The 24,564-nt window shown below is 69.0% G+C and carries 27 protein-coding genes, 4 tRNA genes and 1 pseudogene; 20 read left to right on the forward strand and 12 right to left on the reverse strand.

From position 1 onward, the window contains the following. Positions 1-23 precede the first annotated feature (23 nt). Positions 24-626 (forward strand): DUF2249 domain-containing protein, encoded by a 603-nt coding sequence (locus ACK5M9_RS04850; RefSeq protein ID WP_416892056.1) that lies wholly within the window; start codon positions 24-26, stop codon positions 624-626. Beyond that, complete coding sequence (locus tag ACK5M9_RS04855; RefSeq protein WP_416892057.1) at positions 626-1,456, forward strand: class I SAM-dependent methyltransferase; 831 nt, start codon at positions 626-628, stop codon at positions 1,454-1,456. The genes ACK5M9_RS04850 and ACK5M9_RS04855 overlap by 1 nt, the downstream gene beginning before the upstream one ends. Here the strand turns inward: ACK5M9_RS04855 and ACK5M9_RS04860 are convergent. From ACK5M9_RS04860 to pcaH, 3 genes are read right to left on the reverse strand one after another with little or no spacing between them, the layout of a single operon-like run. Next, entirely contained in the window at positions 1,453-2,691 is a 1,239-nt protein-coding gene (locus tag ACK5M9_RS04860; RefSeq protein WP_416892058.1) for a lyase family protein, read from the reverse strand. The genes ACK5M9_RS04855 and ACK5M9_RS04860 overlap by 4 nt on opposite strands. Continuing rightward, positions 2,688-3,257, reverse strand: a complete 570-nt coding sequence (gene pcaG / locus ACK5M9_RS04865) for a protocatechuate 3,4-dioxygenase subunit alpha (protein ID WP_416892059.1) — start codon at positions 3,255-3,257, stop codon at positions 2,688-2,690. Before pcaG ends, ACK5M9_RS04860 begins: the two co-directional genes overlap by 4 nt. Beyond that, positions 3,250-4,002: a protocatechuate 3,4-dioxygenase subunit beta gene (gene pcaH / locus ACK5M9_RS04870; protein WP_416892060.1), complete on the reverse strand. Its 753-nt coding sequence runs from the start codon at positions 4,000-4,002 to the stop codon at positions 3,250-3,252. The genes pcaG and pcaH overlap by 8 nt, the downstream gene beginning before the upstream one ends. Positions 4,003-4,199: 197 nt before the next feature. On the opposite strand from pcaH, the gene ACK5M9_RS04875 reads away from it, so the two are divergent. Genes ACK5M9_RS04875 through ACK5M9_RS04895 form a run of 5 tightly spaced genes read left to right on the forward strand, consistent with a single transcriptional unit; the run spans position 4,200 to position 7,873 of the window. Beyond that, positions 4,200-5,507 carry a Rieske 2Fe-2S domain-containing protein gene (locus tag ACK5M9_RS04875; RefSeq protein WP_416892137.1) on the forward strand — a complete coding sequence of 436 codons (1,308 nt, stop codon included), beginning with the start codon at positions 4,200-4,202 and terminating at the stop codon, positions 5,505-5,507. Further along, positions 5,501-6,055 (forward strand): 3-phenylpropionate/cinnamic acid dioxygenase subunit beta, encoded by a 555-nt coding sequence (locus ACK5M9_RS04880; protein WP_416892061.1) that lies wholly within the window; start codon positions 5,501-5,503, stop codon positions 6,053-6,055. Before ACK5M9_RS04875 ends, ACK5M9_RS04880 begins: the two co-directional genes overlap by 7 nt. After that, positions 6,052-6,342 carry a dihydrodiol dehydrogenase gene (locus ACK5M9_RS04885; protein ID WP_416892062.1) on the forward strand — a complete coding sequence of 97 codons (291 nt, stop codon included), beginning with the start codon at positions 6,052-6,054 and terminating at the stop codon, positions 6,340-6,342. Before ACK5M9_RS04880 ends, ACK5M9_RS04885 begins: the two co-directional genes overlap by 4 nt. Next, positions 6,339-7,145 (forward strand): 3-(cis-5,6-dihydroxycyclohexa-1,3-dien-1-yl)propanoate dehydrogenase, encoded by an 807-nt coding sequence (hcaB, locus tag ACK5M9_RS04890; RefSeq protein WP_416892063.1) that lies wholly within the window; start codon positions 6,339-6,341, stop codon positions 7,143-7,145. Before ACK5M9_RS04885 ends, hcaB begins: the two co-directional genes overlap by 4 nt. Further along, positions 7,142-7,873, forward strand: coding sequence for a class II aldolase/adducin family protein (locus ACK5M9_RS04895; RefSeq protein ID WP_416892064.1), 732 nt, complete (start codon positions 7,142-7,144; stop codon positions 7,871-7,873). Before hcaB ends, ACK5M9_RS04895 begins: the two co-directional genes overlap by 4 nt. Here ACK5M9_RS04895 and ACK5M9_RS04900 read toward each other — a convergent pair. After that, on the reverse strand, positions 7,861-8,625 hold the full coding sequence (locus tag ACK5M9_RS04900) for an IclR family transcriptional regulator (RefSeq protein WP_416892065.1): 765 nt from the start codon (positions 8,623-8,625) through the stop codon (positions 7,861-7,863). The two genes, ACK5M9_RS04895 and ACK5M9_RS04900, sit on opposite strands and share 13 nt — an antisense overlap. A gap of 320 nt (positions 8,626-8,945) precedes the next feature. On the opposite strand from ACK5M9_RS04900, the pseudogene ACK5M9_RS04905 reads away from it, so the two are divergent. Further along, a pseudogene (locus ACK5M9_RS04905) lies at positions 8,946-10,180 on the forward strand (PPE family protein); the annotation flags it as partial. Between the two features lie 60 nt (positions 10,181-10,240). Further along, positions 10,241-10,900 (forward strand): DedA family protein, encoded by a 660-nt coding sequence (locus ACK5M9_RS04910; RefSeq protein WP_416892066.1) that lies wholly within the window; start codon positions 10,241-10,243, stop codon positions 10,898-10,900. Between the two features lie 33 nt (positions 10,901-10,933). Here ACK5M9_RS04910 and ACK5M9_RS04915 read toward each other — a convergent pair whose 3' ends face one another. The 4 genes from ACK5M9_RS04915 to ACK5M9_RS04930 form a co-directional block, all read right to left on the reverse strand. After that, positions 10,934-11,716 carry a sulfite exporter TauE/SafE family protein gene (locus ACK5M9_RS04915; RefSeq protein ID WP_416892067.1) on the reverse strand — a complete coding sequence of 261 codons (783 nt, stop codon included), beginning with the start codon at positions 11,714-11,716 and terminating at the stop codon, positions 10,934-10,936. 23 nt (positions 11,717-11,739) lie between these two features. Beyond that, positions 11,740-12,033, reverse strand: coding sequence for a putative quinol monooxygenase (locus ACK5M9_RS04920; protein WP_416892068.1), 294 nt, complete (start codon positions 12,031-12,033; stop codon positions 11,740-11,742). A gap of 28 nt (positions 12,034-12,061) precedes the next feature. After that, positions 12,062-12,136, reverse strand: a tRNA-Val gene (locus tag ACK5M9_RS04925). 303 nt (positions 12,137-12,439) lie between these two features. Continuing rightward, positions 12,440-12,940: a PE family protein gene (locus tag ACK5M9_RS04930; protein ID WP_416892138.1), complete on the reverse strand. Its 501-nt coding sequence runs from the start codon at positions 12,938-12,940 to the stop codon at positions 12,440-12,442. 172 nt (positions 12,941-13,112) lie between these two features. Between ACK5M9_RS04930 and ACK5M9_RS04935 the strand changes: the two genes are divergently transcribed. The 5 genes from ACK5M9_RS04935 (at position 13,113) to ACK5M9_RS04955 (ending at position 14,543) form a co-directional block, all read left to right on the forward strand. Further along, a tRNA-Gly gene (locus ACK5M9_RS04935) sits at positions 13,113-13,185 on the forward strand. Between the two features lie 28 nt (positions 13,186-13,213). Next, positions 13,214-13,287 (forward strand) — tRNA-Cys (locus ACK5M9_RS04940). A gap of 13 nt (positions 13,288-13,300) precedes the next feature. Next, a tRNA-Val gene (locus tag ACK5M9_RS04945) sits at positions 13,301-13,375 on the forward strand. An 86-nt stretch (positions 13,376-13,461) separates the two neighbouring features. Continuing rightward, entirely contained in the window at positions 13,462-13,995 is a 534-nt protein-coding gene (locus ACK5M9_RS04950) for a hypothetical protein (protein WP_416892069.1), read from the forward strand. Between the two features lie 59 nt (positions 13,996-14,054). After that, positions 14,055-14,543 (forward strand): GNAT family N-acetyltransferase, encoded by a 489-nt coding sequence (locus ACK5M9_RS04955; protein WP_416892070.1) that lies wholly within the window; start codon positions 14,055-14,057, stop codon positions 14,541-14,543. A 3-nt stretch (positions 14,544-14,546) separates the two neighbouring features. On the opposite strand, the gene zapE is transcribed toward ACK5M9_RS04955, so the two are convergent. Continuing rightward, complete coding sequence (gene zapE, locus ACK5M9_RS04960) at positions 14,547-15,632, reverse strand: cell division protein ZapE (RefSeq protein WP_416892071.1); 1,086 nt, start codon at positions 15,630-15,632, stop codon at positions 14,547-14,549. Here zapE and ACK5M9_RS04965 point away from each other — a divergent pair. The 4 genes from ACK5M9_RS04965 (at position 15,631) to msrB (ending at position 19,826) form a co-directional block, all read left to right on the forward strand. Next, positions 15,631-16,428, forward strand: coding sequence for a pyrimidine reductase family protein (locus tag ACK5M9_RS04965; RefSeq protein ID WP_416892072.1), 798 nt, complete (start codon positions 15,631-15,633; stop codon positions 16,426-16,428). The genes zapE and ACK5M9_RS04965 overlap by 2 nt on opposite strands. Before the next feature lie 66 nt (positions 16,429-16,494). Continuing rightward, the gene (locus ACK5M9_RS04970) at positions 16,495-18,054 is read left to right on the forward strand and encodes an alpha/beta hydrolase (protein WP_416892073.1); all 1,560 of its coding nucleotides are present in this window, start codon (positions 16,495-16,497) and stop codon (positions 18,052-18,054) included. Between the two features lie 42 nt (positions 18,055-18,096). After that, positions 18,097-19,401 carry an arabinofuranan 3-O-arabinosyltransferase gene (gene aftC / locus ACK5M9_RS04975; RefSeq protein WP_416892139.1) on the forward strand — a complete coding sequence of 435 codons (1,305 nt, stop codon included), beginning with the start codon at positions 18,097-18,099 and terminating at the stop codon, positions 19,399-19,401. A 14-nt stretch (positions 19,402-19,415) separates the two neighbouring features. Continuing rightward, entirely contained in the window at positions 19,416-19,826 is a 411-nt protein-coding gene (msrB, locus tag ACK5M9_RS04980) for a peptide-methionine (R)-S-oxide reductase MsrB (protein ID WP_416892140.1), read from the forward strand. Between the two features lie 76 nt (positions 19,827-19,902). On the opposite strand, the gene hemQ is transcribed toward msrB, so the two are convergent. The 3 genes from hemQ to hemE are packed head-to-tail and all read right to left on the reverse strand — an operon-like array spanning position 19,903 to position 23,050. Further along, complete coding sequence (hemQ, locus tag ACK5M9_RS04985) at positions 19,903-20,610, reverse strand: hydrogen peroxide-dependent heme synthase (protein WP_416892074.1); 708 nt, start codon at positions 20,608-20,610, stop codon at positions 19,903-19,905. Between the two features lie 5 nt (positions 20,611-20,615). After that, entirely contained in the window at positions 20,616-21,992 is a 1,377-nt protein-coding gene (locus ACK5M9_RS04990; RefSeq protein ID WP_416892075.1) for a protoporphyrinogen oxidase, read from the reverse strand. Further along, on the reverse strand, positions 21,989-23,050 hold the full coding sequence (gene hemE / locus ACK5M9_RS04995) for a uroporphyrinogen decarboxylase (RefSeq protein ID WP_416892076.1): 1,062 nt from the start codon (positions 23,048-23,050) through the stop codon (positions 21,989-21,991). The genes ACK5M9_RS04990 and hemE overlap by 4 nt, the downstream gene beginning before the upstream one ends. Positions 23,051-23,105: 55 nt before the next feature. Here hemE and ACK5M9_RS05000 point away from each other — a divergent pair, with 55 nt between their 5' ends. After that, on the forward strand, positions 23,106-23,924 hold the full coding sequence (locus ACK5M9_RS05000) for an enoyl-CoA hydratase/isomerase family protein (RefSeq protein ID WP_416892077.1): 819 nt from the start codon (positions 23,106-23,108) through the stop codon (positions 23,922-23,924). A 36-nt stretch (positions 23,925-23,960) separates the two neighbouring features. Next, positions 23,961-24,563, forward strand: a complete 603-nt coding sequence (locus tag ACK5M9_RS05005; protein WP_416892078.1) for a DUF3000 domain-containing protein — start codon at positions 23,961-23,963, stop codon at positions 24,561-24,563. Position 24,564 lies beyond the last annotated feature (1 nt).

The raw sequence follows: 24,564 nt of genomic DNA on the forward strand, positions 1-24,564 counted from the left end.
AATAATAGGAGTGCCGGAAAACCATGACGGACAACGAACTTGACGTCCGGGAACTACGCAAACCCGACAAGCATCCGACGATCTTCGCAACCTACGACGCACTTTCCCCGGGTGCGTCGTTCGTCTTGGTCAACAACCACGATCCCAGGCACCTGCGGGCGGAATTCGAGATCGATCATCCGCGCAGTCACACCTGGCAGTACCTCGACGAGGGTCCCGACGTCTGGCGCATCAGGATCGGCAAGCTCAGCACCACCCCGCTGCCCCGCGTCCTGGTCAACACCGCCGACCTGTCAGCGGATCTGCCCGCGGACGCCACCGGCGCGGCCTGGAAACTCGAGGTCCGCAACCGCGATCTGGACTCCAATGTCATCGCGCTGCCGCCGGAAGGCACAATCGATACACACACCGGACCCGATCTCGACGTCCTGATCCATGTGGTGTCCGGTAGTGGCCGACTGACCACCGAGGAGGACATCATCGACCTCAACCCGGGCACCCTGTTGTGGCTGCCGAAACGTTCCCGCAGGCAGTTCGCCGCCGGGCCGGACGGCCTGCGCTACCTCACCGTTCACAAGAAGCGCCAGTCACTGGTCCTGGAAGCACCCCAGCGGCGGGCGGTCTGATGGCCGACAAGAGCGCCGACAACAAGAGCGGCAGGAAGGACGCGCTGCCGGCGGCGCAGCGGGACGACGAGCATGTGCAGGGGCACTGGCTGCTGGCACGGCTGGGCAAGCGGGTACTGCGCCCCGGCGGGATCGAACTCACCCGGACACTGCTTGCGCGCGCCAACGTCGGCGGCAAGGACGTGGTCGAGCTGGCACCCGGCCTGGGACGCACCGCAACCGAGATCATTGCGCGACACCCCAAGTCCTACGTCGGCGCCGAGGGCGATGCCGACGCCGCCGACCAGGTGCGGGGTGTCCTGGCCGGCCGGGGCGAGGTGCGGGTCGCCGACGCCGCCGAGACCGGCTTGCCCGACGTAAGCGCCGACGTCGTGATCGGCGAGGCCATGCTCACCATGCAAGGCGATTCGGCCAAGCACGCGATCGTGGCCGAGGCCGCGCGCGTGCTGCGGCCGGGCGGACGCTATGCGATCCACGAACTCGCACTGACCCCCGACGACGTACCCGAGCAGATCGCCACCGAGGTCCGTCAGTCACTTGCCCGGTCGATCAAGGTCAACGCGCGCCCGCTGACGGTTGCCGAGTGGTCGAAGCTGCTCGCCGAGCACGGGCTGGTGGTCGAAAGCGTTGCCACCGCCCCCATGGCACTCCTGCAGCCACGGCGGATGATCTCCGACGAAGGGCTGCTCGGCGCGCTGAGATTCGCCCGCAACCTGCTGTTGCAGCCCGAGGCCCGCAAGCGGGTTCTGATGATGCGCAGCACGTTCCGCAAGTACAACAAGCAAATGGCAGCGGTCGCCGTCGTCGCGCAGAAGCCGGTCAACGTCTAGCCCGGCCGGCCCTGCAGCGTTTGCTGTGCGCGTTCGACGGCCACGTCGACCAATCGGGCGGCCGCGCCGAGGTAGGTGGCCGACGGTGACCGACCGGTGAGGTCGGCTACCGCGCGCTGTTCGCCGAGAACGTCGGCGGCCCCGAGGTTTTCGGCCATCCTTCTCGCGTGCACCCCCAGCCCCGCCAGTAGTTCGCCGCACTGGGCGCCGGCGGCAACGGTTCGACGCACCAGGATGCGCAGGGTGTCCCACTCGGTGTGCCAGGCGCCGTCGGGACGCTCGTCGTTGGCCAGCGCGGCGGAGGTGTGCAGGGTGCCGGCCAATGGCGGTGCGGCCACCGCGGCCCGGCGGATCAAGATGGACAGCACCGGGTTTCGCTTGTGCGGCATGCAGGACGATATTCCGCGCCGATCACCGGCGGGCTCGCTGAGTTCGGCGATCTCCGGTCGGGCCAGGGTGACGACGTCGGCGGCGATGCGGCCCCAGGCATCGGTGCAGCCGGTCAGCGCATCACCGAGCGCGGTGACCGGTGTGCGTGTGGTGTGCCAGGGCAGCCGATAGGTCAAGCCCAGCGCGGCCGTAGCGTGCCGAGCGACATCCTCGGCCACCTCCACCAGGTCCGCACCGGCGGCCGACCCCCCGGCCGAACCGGCAGCCAGTTCGACGGCGGCTGCCCGCGTCCCGACCGCCCCACCGAACTGCGCCGGGGTATCCGCCGCGGCGAGCCCCCGGTAGGCGTCGACAAGTCCGTTCAGCCATCCGGCGGCCTTGGCTCCGAAGGTCGTCGGTGCGGCGTGCTGGGTCAGGGTGCGCCCAAGCATCGGGGTGTCCCGGTGCGCGGCGGCCAGTTCGGACACGGTGCGGATCTGGCCGGCCAGGTCGCCGAGAAGCTGGTCGACCGCTGCCCGCGCGGCCAGCATCAGCGCGGTGTCCAGCACGTCCTGGCTGGTCAAGCCGCAGTGAATCCAGCGCCCGAGCGCCGGGGCCGCCCGATCGCGCAGCAACGACACCAGCCCGATCACCGGGTTGCCGCCATCCTCGCCGGCAGCGGCGATCCGCTCGCAGTCGTCGTCGCCGATCAGCTCGCCCAGATCGCCCCCTTGAACGGGAACCAGCCCGGCGGCGATCAGCGCGTCGAGCCACGCCGTCTCCACCGCCGTCATCGAGGCCAGCAGGGTCCGGTCGGTCATGTGTTCCCCGGCGCGTTCGTCACCGGGCCACAACAGGTTCGTCATCGGCAACGATCCCCCGGCGCCAGGAACACCGTCTCGCGGGGCCCCTGCAGGTGCACATCGAACCGGTATCGTGCTCTCCCCGAGTCGTTTTCGGACACGCACAGCAGGGTCGGGCGTCGCCGCGGGTCGACCGACGCCAGCAACGGAACCGCATCGAGGTCGGTTCCGGGCAGGTAGGCGCGGGTCAGCAGCCGGTCCAGCAGTCCGCGGGCAAACACCGCGACACAGAAGAACGGCGGCTGCCCCGCGGTCGCCGAACCCGGGGCCACGGTCGCGAAGGAGTAGTGCCCGCCGGTGTCGGTCGCCGCCCGGCCCCAGCCGGTGAACGTCCATCCGTCGCGGTGCAGCGAACCGGAGGCGTGCGGGATCCGTCCGGCGCTGTCCGGCTGCCAGATCTCGATCAGCGCATCCGGCACCGCGGTTCCGTCGCCGTCGTAGACGGTGCCGTGCAACTCGATCGCACCCGGAAAATCCGCGCAAACCAATTCGCTGTCACCGGTGAACGGCAGGCCGATGCCGAAGAACGGCCCCACCGTCTGTCCCGGCGTCGCGGCCCGGTCAGTCATCGAAACCTCCGCCGCCCAGCACGATGTCCCAGCGGTAGCCGGTCGCGTATTCGGGTTCGGTGAGATCGTGGTCGTAGGCTGAGATAAGGCGTTGGCGCGCAGCGGGATCGATGATCGATTGGAAGATCGGATCGAACCCGAACAGTGGATCTCCGGGGAAATACATCTGGGTGATCAGGCGTTGGGTGAACGCGGTCCCGAACAGCGAGAAATGGATGTGGGCGGGCCGCCAGGCGTTGCGGTGGTTGCGCCATGGATACGGGCCGGGCTTGATGGTCTTGAACCGGTAGGAGCCGTCGGGTCCGGTCAGGCAGCGTCCGGCGCCGATGAAGTTGGGGTCCAGCGGGGCCGGGTGCTGGTCGCCGCGATGGTGGTAGCGCCCGGCGGCGTAGGCCTGCCAGATCTCCACCAGTTGGCCTGCCACCGGCCGGCCCGATTGGTCGAGCACCCGTCCGGCGACGATGATCCGCTCCCCGATCGGCTCGCCCTGGTGACCGGCGCTCAGGTCGGCGTCCAGCGGACCGACATCCTGATGGCCGAAGCAGGGGGCGTTGCGCTCGAGGTCCTCGGGGTCGAGGCGCACCAGCGGGTTCTTGGGATGCCGCAGGATGCTGCTGCGGTACGGCGGGTAGTTCAGCCGAGGTTGCGTCTCTCCCCCGCCGATACGGCGGTAGCCCGCCCCGAGGGCCTCGATCTCCGCGGTGATGTCGGCCTGGGATGCGATTGGCTGCGGTGTGGCATCCACGAACGGTGAGGCTACCCGTGCCGGGTCCGCACCCGGCGCGCACGGCGTTTGACCTGCGACCACCGAGACACCATTCTGTAGAGCGGAGATAGTCTCTGTATAACAGAAAACACGAGGATGGAGGTCAGGTGGGCGGCCACCGTGACGTCGAAGGCGGCACCGCGATCCGGGACATCGCCGACAACCTGCGCCGAGGCATGATCCCCGCGCACATCTACAACGACGAAGACGTCTTCGACCTGGAAAAGAAGCGGCTGTTCGCCCGGACGTGGATGTTCGTGGCCCACGAGTCGGAGATCCCCCAGGACGGCGACTACGTGGTGCGCCGGGTTCTCGACGACTCGTTCATCGTCACTCGGGATTCCACCGGCCGGATTCGCGCGCATTTCAACATGTGCCTGCACCGCGGCATGCAGATGTGCCGCGCCGAGATGGGCAACGCCTCGAACTTCCGCTGCCCCTATCACGGATGGACCTACCGCAACGACGGCCGGCTCACCGGCCTGCCGTTTCACCGGGACGCCTACGGCGGCGACGACGGATTCGCCAAGGGACAGACCCTGCTGCCCGCCCCGAGCCTGGCCAGCTACAACGGCCTGATCTTCATCAGCCTGGACCCGAACGCGCCACCGCTGACGGAATTCCTGGGCGATTTCGCCTTCTACCTCGACTTCTACACCAAGCAGAGCGACCGGGGCCTGCAGGTGCGGGGTCCGCAGCGCTGGCGGATCAAGGCCAACTGGAAGATCGGCGCGGAAAATTTCTCCGGGGACATGTACCACACCCCGCACACCCACGCCTCGGTCGTCGAGATCGGCCTGTTCCGCGAGCCCAAGGCACAGAAACGCAAGGACGGCGCCACCTACTGGGCCGGCACCGGCGGCGGCACCACCTACAAACTGCCGCCGGGCACCTTCGACGAACGCATGCGCTATGTCGGATATCCGCAGGAGATGATCGACCGGGCCAAGGGCGCCTGGTCGGCCCGGCAACAGCAGGTCATCGGCGACGACGGCTTCATGTTCTCCGCGGCCACCTGCTTCCCGAACCTGAGCTTCGTGCACAACTGGCCGAAAGTCCACGAGCACTCCCGCAATGGCCAGGACAGCGACGCGGTGCTGCCGTTCATCTCGATCCGGCAGTGGCAACCGGTCAGCGAGAACGAGACCGAGGTGTGTTCCTGGTTCGCCGTCGACGCCGCAGCGCCAGAGGAGTTCAAACGCGACTCCTACCGGGCCTATCTGATGTGCTTCGGCTCCACCGGCATGTTCGAGCAGGACGACGTGGAGAACTGGGTGTCGCTGACCTCCACCGCAGCCGGGACGATGGCGCGGCGCCTGCTGCTCAACAGCCGGATGGGCCTGCTGTCCGACGACCGCCCGGTCATCGACGCACTCTCAGCAGAGGCCTTCCACGGGCCGGGTCGCGCCCAGGTCGGCTACAACGAGTACAACCAACGCGAACTGCTCGAACTGTGGGCCCGGCACGTGGAGGCCGGATGCTGAGAAACAATGGAAAGCCGCTGCCGTTCGACGATGTCCGCCATCTTGCCGCCCACCAGTTCCTGGTGGACGAGGCCTACCTGCTGGACGCCCAGCTGTACGCGCAATGGCTGGACACCATGACCGACGACGTCCGCTACGTCATGCCGGTGCGGGTGACGACGGCTCGTGGCGCGGGATTCGACACCTCGCCGGGCATGGATCATTTCAACGAGGACAAGTACTCGCTGAGCCAGCGCGTCGCCCGCATGGCCACCGAGCACGCGTGGGCCGAGGACCCGCCCTCGCGGCTGCGGCACTTCGTCACCAACGTGCGCACCTTCGCCGACGCGACATGTTCCAGCGCCCCGGCCTCGACACACCTGCTGGTCGAGTCGGCCGAGTTGCTGTTCCGCAGTCGCGGCGACGTCAACGAGAGCGCGTTGCTGTCCTGCGGCCGGGAGGATCTGCTGCGCTGGGACGAGCCCCGGCAGACCTGGCTGCTGGCCCGCCGCAGTATCGACGTGGACGAGTCGGTGCTGCGGATGCAGAACCTGGCGGTTTTCCTGTGAATCCCGAGCTGACGGCGCTGCTGGCCGGCACCGTCGGCGAACCGGCCACCATCGCCAACGAATTCACCGAGGTGACCGTGCGGCGGGTGGATACCCGAAACGGTTCCCGGCTGCTGATCACCGCGAACCGGACCGGGCAGTGGATCAGTCTGGACGCCCTCGAGGTCGAAGCGCTGACCTGGCAGAACACCCGTACCCTGGAGGCCATGGTGGGCAACTCCCAGGCGCCGCTGCTGCCCGACGAGGGTGACGCCCCCGACGCCCCCGACGTGCCCGGGCAGCCGTGACCGGGTGGCTGCCCGGGAAACGAGCGCTGATCGTGGGCGCCGGGTCCGGGATCGGCCGGGCCGTCGCGGATGCCTTCCGCGCCGAGGGTGCGCACATCGCCGTGCTGGAAAGGGACCCCGACAAGTGCGACCGGCTGCGCCGGGAGTTGCCCGGGGTGCCGGTGACGGTAGGTGACGCGTGTGACCGCGACGCCGCCGAGCGCGCGGTCAGCACCGCGGTGCAGGCCTACGGCGGTCTGGACACCCTGGTCAACTGTGTCGGCGTATTCGACTTCTACCGGGGGCTCGGCGACATCGACGCCGACGATCTGCCGGGCGCGTTCGACGAGATGTTCCGCACCAATGTGCTCAGTCACCTGCAGACCGTGAAAGCCGCGATCCCGTCGCTGCGGGCCGAATCGGGCTCCTCGATCGTGCTGACCGAATCCACGTCGGCCTACTACCCCGGACGCGGGGGCGCCCTGTACGTGTCGTCGAAGTTCGCGGTCCGCGGGCTGGTGACGGCCCTGGCCCACGAGTTGGCGCCGGCGATCCGGGTGAACGGGGTGGCACCCGGCGGAACGCTGAACACCGACCTGCGCGGGGCGGCCAGCCTCGGCCTGGACCAAGTCCGTCTCGACGACTCCCCCGGCAGGGCCGCCGCACTGGCCGCACGCACCCCGCTGAACGTCGCACTCTCCGGGGAGGATCACGGGTGGAGCTACGTTTTCCTGGCCTCTGACCGGTCCCGCGGGATCACCGGGGAAACCATTCACCCCGACGGCGGATTTCGGGTGGGCACGACGCAATCGACGAAGCAGTGAGCCTGGAACCGCAGCGTGCGCTGGTGGCACAGGCCTGCCGGGTCGCCGCCGCCCGCGGCCTGGTCGACGGCATGCTGGGCCATCTGAGCTTTCGCGTGGACGACGACCACCTGCTGATCCGCTGCCGCAGCGATACCGACACCGGGGTCGCATTCACCCGTCCGAGCGATATCCGGCTGGTCACCTTCGACGGAGCCGAAGCCGCCGCTGGTGAACTCGACGGCTACCGGGTGCCCAACGAGCTGCCGATCCACGTCGAAACGCTGCGGGCCCACCCCGGCCACCGGGCCGTCGCGCACCTGCATCCCCCGGACGTGGTCGCCGCCGATCTGGCCGGCATCGCGATGCGCCCCATCTACGGCGCCTACGACATTCCCGCTGCGCGGTTGGCCCGTGGCGGGGTGCCGGTCTACGAGCGCGCGGTCCTGATCCGCAATGCGCGGCTGGGCCGGGAAATGGTGGCGGCCATGGGGGATGCACCGGTGGTGATCTGCCGCGGGCACGGCATCACCAGCGCCGCGGCAACCGTTGAGCAGGCGGTGCTGCAGGCAATCGGGCTCAACGAACTGGCCGCCATGTCGTTGAAGGTGCGCGCAGCCGGCGGCACCCTGCGCGACATCGACGCCTGCGACTGGGATGACCTGCCGGACTTGGGATCCGGCTTCACCATCGATTCCGCGTGGCGCCACGAGATTGCCCGCCTGGCCGGCATCGGTCAGCCCAGCTGATCGCCTATCTCGGTGGCGCCCTCGGTCAATGCGGCCGCCACCTCCGCGTAGCGGGAGCTGTCCAAGCGGTTCTGCGGGGCAGCGGCGTTCAACGCCAGCGGCAGCCCCTGCCCCCGGGTGGGTATCGAAACAGCCACCGAGGCAACGTCTTCCTCGCCCTCCCCGCAACTGACGGCATAGCCGTGCTCCCGGATGCGGGCCAGTTCGGCCTCCAACTCGGTGCGGCTGCCGATCGACCGGGACGTGACCCGCTCCAGCGTTTCGTCGGGGAACAGCTGCCTCAACTGGTTCTCCGGCAACCCGGCCAGCATCGCTTTTCCCGTCGAGGTGCAGTGTGCGGGCATCATGCGCCCCATCCGCGACGCCACCCGTACGGCCATCGGACCTTCTACGGCGGCAACGAACCGAACGCTGGGGCCGTCGAGCGTCCCGAGATGAATCGATTCCCGCAAGCTCTCGCTGAGCCTGCGCATGACCGGCAGCGCGGTCCGGTGAATGTCGGTCCGGCCGAGGATCGCCGAGGCCACACCGGTCAGTGCCGGGCCGGGCAGATAGGCCCTGGACTCGGGGTCCTGACGGACGAATCCGCGGTAGGTGAGCATCGCCAGCAGTCGGTGTGCGGTCGAGGATGCCACGCCGAGGTAGCGGGTCGCCTCGCTCAGCCGGATCTGCGGCCGCTCCCCCAACAGCAGTAGGAGTTTGAGTGCGTTGTCGACGGATTCGATCGGGTACTGCGGCGCCTCGTCGGGCATCCCGCGAGCCTATCCCGACCGGCCGCCGGGTTCCCGCCGCCGGCTCAGATTCGTTCGCGAGCGTAACGCGGCTGCGATTTCGCGCTCCGGATTTCGCCGTGGCGTTACGCTCGCGAGCATACGAGTACGCGAAGCCTCGATCGCCAAGAGCCGAATATCCTGCGCGGCCGCGCCGATATCGATACCCTCGGGCACCACCGAACCTGTTGTTCAGGCGGACAATGTGAACCGACAATCACTGCCATTGCGGATGGCCTCGACCAAACGGGCCCCGCCGCGTCGTGGAGGTCTGAAAGCAAATCTCGAGTACGGAAGAAATTGTGAGTTTTTTCGCGTTACCCCCGGAATTCAATTCGCTGCGCATGTTCACCGGTGCGGGCCCAGCCCCGATGCTGCGGGCATCCGGCGCGTGGACGGCGCTGGCCGATGAATTGGCGGCGGCGGCCAATTCCTTTGCCACGGTGACATCCGGGCTGACCGGCCAGGCATGGCAGGGGCGGCCGCCCCCTACTCCGGGTGGCTCAGCGCGGCGTCGGCGCGGGCCGCGCAGGCCGCGGTCCAGGCGCGCGCGGTGGCCGGCGCCTTCGAGGCTGCCCGCGCCGCAACGGTGCACCCGCTGGCCGTCGCCGCCAACCGCAACGCGTTCGTCCACCTGGTGACCTCCAACCTGTTCGGCCAGAACGCGCCGGCGATCGCGGCGGCCGAAGGCCTCTACGGGGAATTCTGGACAGCCGACGTGACCGCACTGCTCGACTACTTCGGTCGGGCCCAGTCCGCCGCCGCGGCCATGTCACCCTGGCCGACGTCACTTGCCGAGTTCTACAACCTCAACACCAGCATCGGCAATGACGGCGTGTGGAATCTGGGCTTCGGCAACACCGGCGACAACAACCTGGGCGGCGGTAACATCGGCGACTCGAACGTGGGCAGCGGCAACGTCGGCAGGGCCAATGTGGGCAGCGGCAATGAGGGCAACACCAACTTCGGCAACGGCAACCGCGGCAACCTCAACCTCGGCGGGGGAAACTACGGCACCGGGAACGTCGGCTCGGGGAACCTCGGCGGCGGAAACCGGGGCGGAGGAAACTTGGGTTCGACCAACATCGGCAGCGGCAACCTCGGATCGTTCAACCTCGGCAGCGGCAACATCGGTGAATCCAATGTCGGTTCCGGGAACATCGGCGACCCCAACATCGGTTTCGGGAACAAGGGCAACGGCAACGTCGGATTCGGCCTGGTCGGGGACGACCAGGTGGGTTTCGGCCCGTTCAGCGCCGGCATCGGAAACGTCGGCCTGTTCAACGCCGGCGAGAACACCACCGGCTTCTTCAACTCCGGGGACAACAACACCGGCGCTTTCCTGTCGGGCAACCTGAATACCGGCTACGGCACCTGGGCAACCCCGGAAGGTGTGGTGAATTCCGGCATCGGCAACATCGGCACCTACAACGTCGGCATCAACAACGCCGCCCATTACAGCACGGGCATCGGCAACACCGGCGATTACAGCTCGGGGTTCGACAACACCGGCGACCACCAGTCGGGTTTCAACAACTAGCCGGTGTGCCGCGCGGCCGATACGCACATCTGACGGGCCGTCAGGCATCCTGTACGCATGGACGTGACGGCACTACTCGCGGCGATCCCGCCGCTGGCGGTCTATCTGGTGGTCGGCGGGGTGGTCGGGATCGAAAGCCTGGGCGTCCCGCTGCCCGGGGAAATCGTGCTCGTCAGCGCCGCACTGATGTCATCGCATCACGAGCTGGCGGTGAACCCGGTGGGCGTCGCCGCCGCCGCGGTGACCGGGGCGGTCATCGGCGACTCCATCGGCTACTCGATCGGCCGCAGGTTCGGGATGCCGCTCTTCGACCGGCTCGGCCGCCGGTTCCCCAAGCATTTCGGGCCCGGGCACATCGCGCTGGCCGAGCGGACATTCGATCGCTGGGGTGTGCGCGCGGTGTTCTTCGGCCGGTTCATCGCGCTGCTGCGGATCCTGGCCGGGCCGCTTGCCGGGGCGCTGAAAATGCCCTACCCGCGTTTTTTGGCCGCCAATGTCGCCGGCGGCATCTGCTGGGCCGGCGGCACCACCGCGCTGGTGTATTACGCCGGCATCGCGGCCGAACGCTGGCTGTCGAGGTTTTCCTGGATAGCGCTGGTCATCGCGATCATCTGCGGTGTCACCGCCTCGATTCTGCTGCGCGAACGCACCTCGCGGGCGATCGCCGAGCTTGAGGCGCAGCACTATGGCGCGACGGGCACGCCGTCGCAGACCTGAAGCAACCGGGCCCCGATCGCGGTGGCGGGCAGGTCACGCGGTGAGCAGCCGGGCCAGGCCGATCAACCCCACCGCAACGATGACGGCCCGCAACGCATTCGGTGACAGCCGGCGCCCGTAGCGGGCCCCGAGCAGACCGCCCAGCAGTGAGCCCGCGGCGATCAGACCGGCCGCCGCCCAGCTGATCCGGTCCGGTGCCACCAGGACATAGCCAAGGGCCGCAACGATATTGACAATCGTCGACAGCAGGTTCTTGGCCGCGTTGGTTCGCTGCACGGATTCGTGAAGCAGCGCCCCCATCACGCCGATCAGCAGGATGCCCTGGGCGGCGGTGAAGTAGCCGCCGTAGACCGCGACGGCGAAGGTGCCCAGCACCAGCGCCGCCATCCGCGCCGCAGAGACGTGGTCGTGGGACCGGCCCGCCGCCGCGGCCCGCCGCCGCGCCCACCCCTGAATCCGGGGTCCGGCCAGCACCAGCGCCAGCGCCAGCACCAGCAGCACCGGCACGATCCGGGTGAACACCTTTTCCGGCAGGTGCAGCAGCAGGTAGGCGCCCAGCGCGGCGCCGGTCAGCGACGCCGGGATCTGCCAGCGCAGCCGGTCCCACTGGCCGCGCAACTCGGCCCGGTAGCCCCAGGTGCTCGACACGCCCCCGGCGACCAGCCCGACCGCATTCGACATGGTGGCGGTGACCGGGGGAAAGCCGAGGGTCACCAGGGTGGGAAAGGTGATCAGCGTGCCCGAGCCGACCAGGGCGTTGATCGCCCCGGCGCCCAGTCCTGCCAGCCCGATCAGGACCATCTGGGAAACCGGCACCGGACGACCCCGACTATGGCTGTCTAGACGTCGCTGGTGGTGTAGCGGGTCTTCACCGGCGGTGCCGCCAGCAACGGGGCCAGTTCGGTGAGTTTCCCCGGCCCGGCCCGGAAACGCCGGTAGGCCTCGTCGTGTTCCACCGATTCCCAAACCTCGTAGATCAGCCAGTGCGCCGGGTCGTCTTCGTCGACGAGAACGTCGGTGCGCAGATTCCCGTCGAACGCGCGGGTGTCGGCTAGGGCGCGGCTCATCACGTCGCTCCCGGCCGATATCGACTCAGGTGTGAACCGCAGCTCGAGGATCACCGTGACCGGCATCGTTGCTCCCCCTCCGGGTGTTCTCCGATGGTGGTCCCGGCTGGGATCGAACCAGCGACCTTCCGCGTGTGAAGCGGACGCTCTCCCACTGAGCCACGGGACCGGCGCCGACAGACGACGTCGAAGATTAGCACGGAGCCGGCTGGGCAGACGCGGGCCCGGTGGGCATGGGCGGTGGCCGGGGCGGTATCCAGCGCGCTGCCCGCCAACCACGCGCCAGGTCACGCCGGCGGGGGTGCCCTCGCCGCTGGTACCACCAGCGCCACCATCACCCATCACACCATTAGCGCCGCCACCGGCACCGGTTCCCGCAGGCCCGCCGTCACCGCCGGTACCCCCTGTGCCACCGGTAGCGGCGGCGGTCGTGTTGTCGGCCGCACCGCCTCCAGCACCGCCTATGCCGCCGTCACCGCCGTCGTGCGAACCAGCCATCATTCCCGGATCGGTATTGGTCCAGCCCACCCGCACCACCGTTACCGCCACCGGATCCGCCGTTGCCGCCGTTGCCGCCGCCGTCACCACCGTGACCCCCGGCCCCACCATCAACACTGCCCGCGGTCCCATCCGCGCCGTCACCGACCAACGGCCGCCCGGTATAGGTCACGAACGGCTCGTTGATCGGCGCGAAAATCTGCTCGGCCATCGACTCCGCCGACAACGCCTCCGCACCGGAATACAACGACCCCGCACCCGCCAACGACTCCGAAAACACCCGCTGAAACCCCAACACCTGAGCGGCCACACCCTGATAGGCCACGCCGAACTCACCGAACACCGCAGCCACCGCCGCCGACACCTCATCGGCCCCGGCACCCGCCACCGACGTCGTCACCGACGCCGCCGCAGCATTCACCTCATCTAGAGCCGCGCCAACAGTTATGACAGTGAAACTAGTCGCAGACCATATTCAGCCGATGGCCCCGGATGAGCCGCGTTCGTTGCCGACCTCGTCGCCGCCCGTGGCCGCCGGCCAAGACCCGCACGAACCACCGGACACGCTGGCACTCAGGGATTTGTGTGCGCCCGCGCACTGGACTATCGTCGTGCTTCGCACCGGGCGACGATCTCGTTCGTTGCGCGCGGATGTAGCGCAGTTGGTAGCGCATCACCTTGCCAAGGTGAGGGTCGCGGGTTCGAATCCCGTCATCCGCTCGAAGGTGCAAGTGGCATCAATCCCTGCGGTGGAGTGGCCGAGTGGTGAGGCAACGGCCTGCAAAGCCGTGCACACGGGTTCGATTCCCGTCTCCACCTCCAGCATTCGTTCCCGGCGCGATTAGCTCAGCGGGAGAGCGCTTCCCTGACACGGAAGAGGTCACTGGTTCAATCCCAGTATCGCGCACCACTACCTATCCCTACCCCCCTCCCGATACCGCGACCTGCTGTGTAATCTTGCCAACGTCCCCGAGGTGGTGTCATCAGGAGGCAATCGTGCACCGCTGGCTGATTCTGCTCACCGCACTGTTCGCCGCTCTGCCAGTCGCCGGATCCAGCGCCGGCGTGCTGCCGATCCCGCCCGCCCACGCCGACGACGAGGCCCCGATCGGCCGACTCGGCGACACCCTGCGGGTGAATACCGGCACCTACGTCGCCGACATCACCGTCAGCAGTGTGGAGCCGTGCGACCCGCCGCCCGGATTCGGCTACACCCGCAGCGGTATTCCGGTGAAGAGCTTCCCGGGCAGTTCGGTGGCCCGCGCCGACGTGGTGGTGCGCGCCGTGCAGGTGCCCAACGCCTTCATCATGGCCAAGAACTTCAGCTTCAACGGGGTCACCGACTTCGCCGACGCCTACAAGCCGCGCACCTCGGACGCACCCGACGCGCTGGACGCCGTGCTGGTGAACGCCCCGCAGGGCAAGATCGTGCGCGGCGCGGTGTACTGGGACGCCTACCGCGACCCGGTGACGGTGGTCGTGCTGCTGGACCGCAAGACCGGCGAGCACCTGGCCCAGTGGAACCTGTGACCTGACCGGGAACATCAGCGCTGAAGATCGAACGCGCGACTGCCGGTGACGCTGGCGAATTGGCCGCGGTTGCCGCCCGCACATTCCCGCTGGCGTGCCCGCCGTGGTCGCGACCGGAGGACATCGCCGCCTTCGTCGACGCCCAGTTGTCGCCGGAATGCTTCGCCGCCTACCTGAGTGATCCGCGCCGCGCGGTCATCGCGGCCCGCAATCCCGACGGAATTGCCGGGTATGTCATGGTGATCCGCGGTGTTCCGAACGACGACCGGATTCAGCGCGCCGTGCCGCTGCGGCCTGCGGTGGAGCTGTCAAAGTTGTATCTACTCACGGACTTTCACGGCACCGGGATATCGGCGGCGCTACTGGACGCCGCGATATCGGCGGCATTCGACTGGGGTGCGCGCTGCATATGGCTGGGCGCCAACGAAAAGAACCTGCGCGCGGTGCGGTTCTACCGCAAGCACGGATTCACCGTCACCGGCGCCAAGACGTTTCAGATGGGCAGCTTTGTCGAAGACGACTACGTCATGGTCCGGGAATTGTCGTGATCATCAGTCCCGCAAGGCGGTCAGGGCCAGCAGCCGGGAGGTGGCCCGCAGGTATTTCTTCCGGTACCCGCCGGCGAGCATCTCATCGCTGAAAATCGTGTCCAGCCTGTCCCCCGACGCCGCCACCGGAATCCCGGCGTCATAGAGCCGGTCGGTCAGGGCGACCAGTCGCAGCGCCACGCTCTGGTCGTCGATGCCGTGCACACCGGTCAGGAACACCGCGGTGACGCCCTCGATCAGTGTCAGATACCGCGAGGGATGCATGGTGGCCAGGTGCGCGCACAGCGTGTCGAAGTCGTCCAGCGTCGCCCCGGGCACCGCGGCGGCCCGCGCGGCGACGTCGTCGTTGGACAGCGGTGGCGGGGCGGGCGGCAGGTCGCGGTGCCGGTAGTCGGGACCTTCGATCCGCATCACGGTGAAAATCTCTGCCAGGGTGTTGATTTCGCGCAGGAAGTCCTGTGCGGCGAACCGGCCCTCACCCAGTTGCCCGGGCAGCGTGTTGGAGGTCGCCGCCACCGACACACCTCGCTGCACCAGCGAGGACAGCATCCGCGAGATCAGCGTGGTGTTACCCGGGTCGTCGAGTTCGAATTCGTCGATGCACACCGCGGTGTAGCCGGCCAGCATGTCGATGCATTCGGTGAAGCCGAACACCCCGGCCAGCTGGGTCAGCTCACCGAACGTCGCGAACGCCTTGGGCTGCTCCGGCACACCCGGACCCACACCGGGCAGCTCGTAGTACGCAGAGGCCAACAGGTGGGTCTTGCCGACGCCGAACCCGCCGTCCAGATACAGCCCCACACCCGGCAGCGGGTCGCGCCGGCCGAACAACCTCTTGCGGCCCGCGCGACGCGCCACTGCCTGCCGGCAGAAGTCCCGGCAGGATTCGACCGCGGCGGCCTGGGTGGGTTCGGCCGGATCCGGCCGATAGGTGGCAAAGCCGACGTCGGCGAACGTCGGCGGCGGCCGCAACTGGGCGATCAGCCGGCCCGGCGACACCGACGGATGCCGGTCCACCAGATGCCCAACACCGTCCGAACCAACCCCGGCCATGCTGGCACTGTAGCCACATGGTGCAATCGAACCCATGCCCGACGCACCAGCCGCGAGCCCGGCGGAGGCATCCTTCGGGCACCTGGAGTCGGGACGCGAACTCGGCCAGCCGCAGCTTGCGGCACTCTACGGCTACCCACCCGAGCGCACCTGGGTGCGCGCAAATTTCATCACCAGCCTCGACGGCGCCGCGACCATCGGGGGCCGCAGCGGTGCACTCGGCAGCCTCGGCGACCGGGCCGTGTTCAACACCCTGCGCGAACTCGCCGACGTCATCGTCGTCGGCGCCGGCACGGTGCGCGCCGAAGGCTATTCAGGCGCCCACATCAGCGTCCCGGCGAGACGGCAACGTCAGGACCGCGGCCAGGGCGAGATACCGCCGATCGCGATCGTCAGCCGCAGCGGGCGTCTGAACCGCGACCTTGCGGTGTTCACCCGGACCGAAGTGGCCCCGCTGGTATTCACCTGCCACGCGGCCGCCGACGACACCCGGCACCGGTTGGCCGGGTTGGACGGCCCGGCCGCCGAAATCATCGACGCCTCGGGTGACGACCCTGCGCAGGTGGACATGGCCCGCGTCCTGGCCGGGCTGGCCTCCCGGGGTCTGCGCCGGGTCCTCACCGAGGGTGGACCCACCCTGCTGGGCACCTTCATCGAAGCGGACCTGCTCGACGAGCTGTGCCTGACGATCGCGCCGTTCGTGGCCGGCGGAGCCGCCCCCCGCATCGCCTCGGGGCCGAGTGAGCTGCCAACCCGGATGCTGCGCGATCTGACGCTGACCGACGATGCCGGTTACCTCTATACGCGCTACGTGAAATCCGCCCCGGCCTGACACGCGGGTTTCGAACGCCGGGCTGAGGAGCCGGGCCCCACCGACCGGCGGGCTACTGTGGTCGGCATGAGTCGGCGCATCACGCTTCCCGCGATCCTGCTCGTGGCGGCCACGATGTCGACCGCCTGCGCCCCGCTCTTCGGCGCCGACCCGCGCTTCGCCACCAATTCCGGGGCCCGGCCGCAGGGGGCGGCCCCGAAGACGACTCCGCCCGGCGGCCCGGCGCCGATCGCGGCACCCAAGAACGACCTGTCCTGGCACGACTGCACGACAACGGTCAACGCCGGCGCGGGCGTCGAGGCGATGCCCGGGGTCACGCTGGACTGCGCGACCTTCGACTCCGACCTCGACGCACTCAACGGCGGATCACGACCGTTGATCATCGGCGCGGTGCGCGCCCGCTCGGATCAGACCCCCGACGACGCCGGCCCGCTTGTCTTCACCACCGGCTCGGATATCGCGTCCTCGGCCCAGCTGCCGGTCTGGCTGTCCCGCGCCGGGGCCGACGTGCTGAAAAGTCACCCGATCGTGGCGATCGACCGCCGCGGCATGGGCATGTCCAGCCCCATCGACTGCCGCGACCGCCTGGACCGCGATGAAATGCGCGATCAGACCCAGTTCGAAGTCGGCGACGATCCGGTGGCCAACCTGTCGGCGGTGTCCAACACCGCCACCACCGACTGCACCGACACCATCGCACCGGGCGCCTCCGCCTACGACAACACCCACGCCGCCTCCGACATCGAGCGGCTGCGCAACCTGTGGGATGTGCCGGCCGTCGCCCTGATCGGCATCGGCAACGGCGCCCAGGTCGCGTTGACCTATGCCGGGTCGCGCCCGGACAAGGTGGCCAGGCTGATCCTCGACTCGCCCGCGGCGCTGGGAGCCAGCGCCGAAACCGCCGCCGAACAACGCGTCAAAGGCCAACAGGCGGCGCTGGACGCCTTCGCCGCACAATGTGTCGCGGTGAATTGCGCGTTGGGTCCCGACCCCAAGGCCGCCGTCAGCGAGCTGCTGGCCTCGGCACGCGGCAGCCGCGGCCTCGGCGGGGTATCGGTGGCGTCGATCACCAACGCGATCACCACCCAGCTGGGCTATCCCGGCGGCGACCGGGTGAGGAACACCACGGAGCTGGCCGATGCCGTGGCGGCTGCCCGCTCCGGCGATATGAAGCCGCTGAACACCCTGATCGACCACGCCCAGGCCATCCGCGACAGCGACGGCCAGTTCGTCGGCTCGTGCAGCGACGCGGTGACCCGGCCCACCCCGGACCGGGTCCGCGAGCTGGTGGTCGCCTGGGCCAAGCTCTACCCCGAATTCGGCGCCGTGGCCGCACTCGATCTTGTCGAATGCGTGCACTGGCCCACCGGCCCGGACCCGACACAGCCCAAGAAACTCACCGTCGACGTGCTGCTGCTGGGCGTGCAGAACGACCCGATCGTCGGCAACGAGGGTGTCGCCGCGACGGCGGCCACCGTCATCAACGCCACCGCCGCCGGCAAGCGGGTGATGTGGCAGGGCATCGGCCACGGAGCCAGCATCTACTCCCCGTGCGCGGTCCCGCCGCTGATCGCCTACCTCGACGGCGGCCAGCTCCCGGGCACCGACACCTACTGTCCGGCCTGATCGCGGCGGGGACGGCCACATCGTCGCCCGGCGGTGCCCGCGGTGTACGGTGCGCTGGTGACGGCAGGCACTTCGGCAACCGCGGTCTTGCGTTCGGCCGTGCTGTCGGCATTCCGTCCCGGCCCGAAGAGCACCGCGTCGATCCTGCGGTCGGTGCTGTGGCCGGCGGCAATCCTGTCGGTGCTGCACCGCAGCATCGTGCTCACCACCAACGGCAACATCACCGACGACTTCAAGCCGGTCTATCGCGCGGTGCTGAACTTCCGTCGGGGCTGGGACATCTACAACGAGCACTTCGACTACGTCGACCCGCACTACCTGTACCCGCCGGGCGGCACCCTGCTGATGGCCCCGTTCGGCTACCTGCCGTTCGCGCCGTCGCGGTATGTGTTCATCTCGATCAACACCGCGGCCATCCTGCTCGCCGCCTACCTGCTGCTGCGGATGTTCGACTTCACGCTGTCCTCGGTGGCCGCCCCCGCGCTGATCCTGGCCATGTTCTGCACCGAGACGGTGACCAACACCCTGGTGTTCACCAATATCAACGGCGTCATCCTGCTGCTGGAGGTGTTGTTCCTGCGCTGGCTGCTGGATGGGCGGACCAGCCGCCAGTGGTGGGCCGGGCTGGCGATCGGGCTGACACTGGTGCTCAAACCGCTGCTCGGCCCGTTGCTGCTGCTGCCGCTGCTCAACCGCCAGTGGCGGGCGCTGGTTCCCGCCGTGTCGGTTCCGGTCGCGGTCAACCTGGCCGCGATTCCGCTGGTGGCCGACCCGATGAGCTTCTTCACCCGGACGCTGCCCTACATCATGGGCACCCGTGACTACTTCAACAGCTCGATCCTGGGCAACGGCGTGTACTTCGGGCTGCCGGCCTGGCTGATCATCGGGATGCGCGTGCTGTTCACCGGGCTCGCCGGCGGCGCGCTGTGGCTGCTGTACCGCTACTACCGCACCCGCGACCCGCTGCTGTGGTTCACCACGTCCTCCGGTGTGCTGCTGCTGTGGTCCTGGCTGGCGATGTCGCTGGCCCAGGGCTACTACTCGATGATGCTGTTCCCGCTGCTGATGACGGTGGTGCTGCCCAATTCGGTGATCCGCAACTGGCCCGCCTGGCTGGCGATCTATGGGTTCATGACGCTGGACCGCTGGCTGCTGTTCAACTGGATGCGCTGGGGCCGCGCCCTGGAATACCTCAAGATCACCTACGGCTGGTCGCTGCTGCTGGTCGTGATCTTCACCGTGCTCTACTTCCGCTACCTCGACGCCAAGGCGGAGAACCGCCTGGCCGATGGCATCGACCCGGCCTGGTGCCGGCGGGGCAGGTCCGGCACTACCGTGGAGGCATGACCCACACTGGCGACATGTCGCGCCCGAAGCTGGAGCTTTCCGACGACCAGTGGCACCAACGGCTCAACCCGCAGGAGTTCGAGGTGCTGCGCCGCGCCGGAACGGAGCGTCCCTTCACCGGCGAATACACCGACTCCACCACCCCCGGTGTCTATCGGTGCCGGGCGTGTGGAGCCGAATTGTTTCGCAGCACCGAGAAATTCGCATCGCACTGCGGCTGGCCGTCGTTCTACGACCCGTCGAACTCCGATGCGGTGATCCTGCGCGACGACGACTCGCTGGGCATGCGCCGCACCGAGGTGATCTGCGCGAACTGCCACAGCCACCTGGGCCACGTGTTCACCGGCGAGGGCTACCCCACCCCCACCGACCAGCGCTACTGCATCAATTCGATCTCGCTGCGGCTGGTGCCGGAGAGCGCATAGCCCGCGAGTGTGAATCTGACGACGGCCCCACGGCGTGTCGCGTCGTCAGATTCACGGTCGGCGGCGGCGGGGCGTCTCAGGGCAGCGAGTTGACCAGCTGGGCGACATCCACCCGGGGCCCGGTGAAGAACGGCGTCTCTTCGCGGGTGTGCCGGCGGGCATCGGTGGCGCGCAGGTCACGCATCAGGTCGACGATGCGATACAGCTCGGGCGCCTCGAAGGCGAGCAGCCATTCGTAGTCGCCGAGCGCGAACGCCGGCACCGTGTTGGCGCGCACGTCCTTGTAGCCGCGGGCGGCCATGCCGTGCTCGGAGAGCATGCGTCGGCGCTCCTCGTCGGCCAGCAGGTACCACTCGTAGGACCGCACGAACGGATACACGCACACGTAGTTGCCGGGGTCCTCCCCGGCCAGGAACGCCGGGATGTGGCTCTTGTTGAACTCGGCCGGGCGGTGCAGCGCCACGCTGCTCCACACCGGGGTGCACGCCCGGCCCAACGCGGTGGTGCGCCGGAAGTCGGCGTAGGTGGCCTGCAGCGCCTCGACGCGTTCGGCGTGGGTCCAGATCATGAAGTCCGCGTCTGCGCGCATGCCGGCCACGTCGTAGATGCCGCGCACCACGACGTCGCGTTCTTCCTGCCGCTCCATGAAGGCGACGGTCTCGCCGACGACCTCCTTGCGGGCGCCCGGGCCTCCCCTGTCGAGTTCACCGGCGCGCACGGAGAACACCGAGAACATCAGGTAGCGAATCGTCGCGTTGAGGGCGTCGAAGTCCAGGCGTGTCATGGCCCCTATCGTGCCACCTGGCCTCCCAGGGCCGAGACGACGTCGGCGACCGCCCTACCGGCGGCGCCCACGCAGGCCGGCACCCCGATGCCGTCGAGGTAGTTGCCCGCCACCCCCAGTGTCGGCGGCAGCCCGGAGCGCAACCGCGCGACCAGGTCCGCATGGCCGGGACCGTACTGCGGCATGGCGTCGACCCAGCGTTGCACCCGCACGTCCACCGGGTCGACGGCGATCCCGAACACCTCGGCCAGATCGCTGCGCGCCCAGGCCAGCAGGGTGTCATCGCAGGCCCGCATCGCCGCGTCGTCACCGAAGCGGCCCATCGACAACCGCACCTGCGCCACGCCGCCGGCCGCAACCGGTTGACCGAACCGCCCCCACTTGCGGGACGACAGCGTAATCGCCTTGGCGTGCAACGGTTCCCCGCTGGCAACCAGCACACCCGAGGCCTGGGGAAACGGGGTGTCGGCCGGCACCGCCAGGGCCACCACCACCGGCGACGCGGTGACGATCCGCCCCGCCACGGCAGCCGCCACCGGCGCCACATCCGCGGCCAAGGTGGCGGTCACCGCCGCCGGAACCGCCAGGATCACCGCGTCGGCGTGCCAGTGCGCACCGGTGTCGTCGCGCACCGTCCAGCCGGGCTCCAGCGCGCTGACCCCGGCCCGCACCCACCGGATCCGGCTGCGCTGCACCAGTGCGTCCAGCAGCGCCTGGTAGCCGCCGCGCAGCGAGCCGAACACCGGTCCGCCGCCGGCCGGCGGCAGTACGGCGCGAATCGCGTCGGTCAGGCCGGCGGCCCCGCCGTCCAGTGCCGCCGCCACCGCGGGAACCGCGGCACGTAACCCGATAGTCGCCGCCGATCCCGCATACACCCCGCCCAGCAGCGGATCCACCGAACGGGCCACCACCTGCTCGCCGAACCGCCCGGCCACCAGCGCGGCCACCACGGGGTCGCTCCCGCGAATCCAGTCCAGTTTCCGGCCGGGTTCGGCCTCGATGCGTGCGACCGTGTCCTCGTCCACCAAGCCCGCCACCGACGCCGCCGACGACGGAATCCCGGCGACGGTGTCCGGGGGCAGGGGGTGCAGCCGGCCGCCGGAGTGGATCAGCGGCCGCACACCGGTGGGGACGCGCTGGCGATCCGACAGACCCAGTTCGGCCAGCAGCGCCGGCACCTCGGGTCGGCGCAGCACATACGCCTCGGCGCCGACATCCATGGGCACCCCGCCCACCAGCTCGGTACGCAGGATGCCGCCGAGTCGGTCCGCCGGGTCGAACACCGTGATCGCCGCATCGTCGCCAACTGCGACCCGGAGCCGATAGGCGGCGACTAGTCCTGAAATACCGCCGCCGACAATGCAATACGACTGCGCGGTCATAGGGAGTGAACCAGTGATACCAGCTCGGCCAGCACGCCCGGGTCGGTTTGCGGCAGCACCCCGTGCCCCAGGTTGAACACGTGCCCCGCCGCACCGGCCGCCACGGCACGACGACCGTCGGCGACAACCTCCCGCGCGGCACGCTCGGCCACCTGCCAGCCCGCCAGCACCATCACCGGGTCGAGATTTCCCTGCAACGCGGTGCCCGGCACCACCCTGGCGGCGGCGTCGGACAGCGAGGTGCGCCAGTCCACCCCGACAGCGCGCGCCCTTCCCGGGTGCACCGCCTGCGACATCGCACCCAGCAATTCGGCGGTCCCGACCCCGAAGTGCGTCATCGGCAGGTCGTGCTCGGCGAGAGCGGCGAACACCCGGGAGCTGTGCGGCAGCACGTGCCGGCGGTAGTCGGCCAGCGACAGCGCACCCGCCCAGGAATCGAAGACTTGGATCGCGTCCACGCCGGCCGCGACCTGCCCGCGCAGAAATTCGATGGTGAGGTCGGTCAGCGCGGTCATCAGCGCGTGCCAGTTCGCCGGTTCGGCGGCCATCATGGCCTTGGTGCGCCAATGGTGGCGGCTCGGACCGCCCTCGACCAGATAGGACGCCAACGTGAACGGCGCCCCGGCGAACCCGATCAACGGCACCTCACCCAACGCGGCCACCAACAACGATACCGTGTCGAACACCGGCTGAATCGATTGCGGGTCAAGTGGTTTCATGGCAGCGATGTCCGAGGCCATCCGGATCGGGTTGGCGATCACCGGCCCGACGTCGGCCACGATGTCCAGGTCGACCCCCGCGGCCCGCAGCGGTACCACGATGTCGGAGAACAGGATCGCCGCATCGGTGCCGTACCGGCGGATCGGCTGCAGCGTGATCTCACAAGCCACATCCGGCTCGAAGCAGGCCGCCAGCATGCTGTGGTGTTCGCGCAACGCCCGGTATTCCGGCAGCGAACGGCCGGCCTGCCGCATGAACCACACCGGGATGCGGCTGGGTGCGCGGCCGGCGACGGCGGCCAGGTAGGGCGACTTTGGCAGGTCACGACGAGCACTCATCGGGCTCAATGCTGCCACGCCAACTCCCGGGGCCGGTCGGCGTACCATCACGCCAATGCCCGCCACCTACGACGACTTCCCGAGCCTGCGCCTGGACCCGGACGGCAAACCCGATTCCCACGGCGTGCTGACGCTGGTCCTGGACGCCCCGGGCCTCAACGCGGTCGGCCCGCGCATGCACCGCGACCTCGCCGACATCTGGCCGGTGATCGATCGCGACCCCGACGTGCGCGTGGTACTGGTCCGCGGCGAAGGCAAAGCGTTCTCCGCGGGCGGCAGCTTCGAGCTGATCGACGAGACCATCGACGACTACCAGGGCCGGCTGCGGATCATGCGGGAGGCCCGCGACCTGGTGCTCAACCTGGTCAACTTCGACAAACCGGTGGTGTCGGCGATCACCGGCCCGGCCGTCGGCGCCGGACTGGTTGTCGCTCTGCTCGCCGACATCTCGGTGGCGGGCCGCTCGGCAAAGATCATCGACGGCCACACCAAGCTGGGGGTGGCCGCCGGCGACCACGCCGCCATCTGCTGGCCGCTGCTGGCCGGGATGGCCAAGGCCAAGTATTACCTGCTCACCTGCGAAACGCTGTCCGGGCAGGAAGCCGAACGCATCGGTCTGGTCTCGACCTGCGTCGACGACGACGACGTGCTGTCTACCGCGACGCGACTGGCCGAGAACCTGGCCGTCGGCGCCCAGGACGCCATCCGCTGGACCAAGCACAGCCTCAACCACTGGTACCGGATGTTCGCACCGGCCTTCGAAAGCTCGCTCGGCCTGGAATTCATCGGGTTCGGTGGTCCCGATGTGCGCGAAGGGCTCGCCGCGCACCGGGAGAAGCGCCCGGCCCGCTTCGACACCGGTTCGCCGAGCTGAGCGCCACTCGGCGCGCCTGTTCCCGCTGGTCGACCGATGGGTCTACCGTCGAAATCTGTGACGTCCACTGAGCCGGTGCCGTTCCGCGAGGCGGTCGCGGCGATGAATGCGGTCACCGTACGCCCGGAGATCGAACTAGGCCCGATCCGCCCGCCCCAGCGGTTGGCGCCCTACAGCTACGCGCTGGGCGCCGAGGTCAAGCATCCCGACCTCGAAATCGTGCCCGAGCGGTCGGAAGGCGACGCGTTCGGCCGGCTCATCCTGCTCTATGACCCGGAGGGCTCGGATGCCTGGGACGGTCACATCCGCCTGGTCGCCTACATCCAGGCCGACCTCGACCCGCACGAGGCCATCGACCCTCTGCTGCCGGAAGTCGCCTGGAGCTGGCTGGCCGAGGCGCTGGATTCGCGAACCGAGCACATGACCGCCCTGGGCGGGACGGTCACCGCGACCACCTCGGTGCGCTACGGCGACATCTCCGGACCGCCGCGGGCGCACCAACTGGAAATGCGTGCGTCCTGGACGGCGACCACCCCGAATGTGGGCAGCCACGTCGAGGCGTTCTGCGCCGTCCTCGAACACGCCGCGGGCCTCCCGCCGGCGGGTATCACCGATCTGAGTTCGCGGTCACGCGCCTGAC

This window comes from Mycobacterium sp. (genome assembly GCF_047975165.1).
In the GTDB taxonomy this organism is placed as follows: Bacteria; Actinomycetota; Actinomycetes; order Mycobacteriales; family Mycobacteriaceae; genus Mycobacterium.

Excerpts from the sequence above, each read along its gene's own strand:
- ACK5M9_RS04875 (WP_416892137.1), top strand. The coding sequence starts at position 4,200 with ATGATCCCCGCGCACATCTACAACGACGAAGACGTCTTCGACCTGGAA.
- hemQ (WP_416892074.1), bottom strand. The coding sequence starts at position 20,610 with ATGACACGCCTGGACTTCGACGCCCTCAACGCGACGATTCGCTACCTG.
- ACK5M9_RS04970 (WP_416892073.1), top strand. The coding sequence starts at position 16,495 with ATGAGTCGGCGCATCACGCTTCCCGCGATCCTGCTCGTGGCGGCCACG.
- ACK5M9_RS04910 (WP_416892066.1), top strand. The coding sequence starts at position 10,241 with ATGGACGTGACGGCACTACTCGCGGCGATCCCGCCGCTGGCGGTCTAT.
- ACK5M9_RS04990 (WP_416892075.1), bottom strand. The coding sequence starts at position 21,992 with ATGACCGCGCAGTCGTATTGCATTGTCGGCGGCGGTATTTCAGGACTA.
- pcaG (WP_416892059.1), bottom strand. The coding sequence starts at position 3,257 with ATGACTGACCGGGCCGCGACGCCGGGACAGACGGTGGGGCCGTTCTTC.
- ACK5M9_RS04855 (WP_416892057.1), top strand. The coding sequence starts at position 626 with ATGGCCGACAAGAGCGCCGACAACAAGAGCGGCAGGAAGGACGCGCTG.
- ACK5M9_RS04900 (WP_416892065.1), bottom strand. The coding sequence starts at position 8,625 with ATGCCCGACGAGGCGCCGCAGTACCCGATCGAATCCGTCGACAACGCA.
- hemE (WP_416892076.1), bottom strand. The coding sequence starts at position 23,050 with ATGAGTGCTCGTCGTGACCTGCCAAAGTCGCCCTACCTGGCCGCCGTC.
- ACK5M9_RS04880 (WP_416892061.1), top strand. The coding sequence starts at position 5,501 with ATGCTGAGAAACAATGGAAAGCCGCTGCCGTTCGACGATGTCCGCCAT.
- zapE (WP_416892071.1), bottom strand. The coding sequence starts at position 15,632 with ATGGGTTCGATTGCACCATGTGGCTACAGTGCCAGCATGGCCGGGGTT.
- msrB (WP_416892140.1), top strand. The coding sequence starts at position 19,416 with ATGTCGCGCCCGAAGCTGGAGCTTTCCGACGACCAGTGGCACCAACGG.
- ACK5M9_RS05005 (WP_416892078.1), top strand. The coding sequence starts at position 23,961 with ATGGGTCTACCGTCGAAATCTGTGACGTCCACTGAGCCGGTGCCGTTC.
- ACK5M9_RS04965 (WP_416892072.1), top strand. The coding sequence starts at position 15,631 with ATGCCCGACGCACCAGCCGCGAGCCCGGCGGAGGCATCCTTCGGGCAC.
- ACK5M9_RS04860 (WP_416892058.1), bottom strand. The coding sequence starts at position 2,691 with ATGACGAACCTGTTGTGGCCCGGTGACGAACGCGCCGGGGAACACATG.
- ACK5M9_RS05000 (WP_416892077.1), top strand. The coding sequence starts at position 23,106 with ATGCCCGCCACCTACGACGACTTCCCGAGCCTGCGCCTGGACCCGGAC.
- ACK5M9_RS04850 (WP_416892056.1), top strand. The coding sequence starts at position 24 with ATGACGGACAACGAACTTGACGTCCGGGAACTACGCAAACCCGACAAG.
- ACK5M9_RS04920 (WP_416892068.1), bottom strand. The coding sequence starts at position 12,033 with ATGCCGGTCACGGTGATCCTCGAGCTGCGGTTCACACCTGAGTCGATA.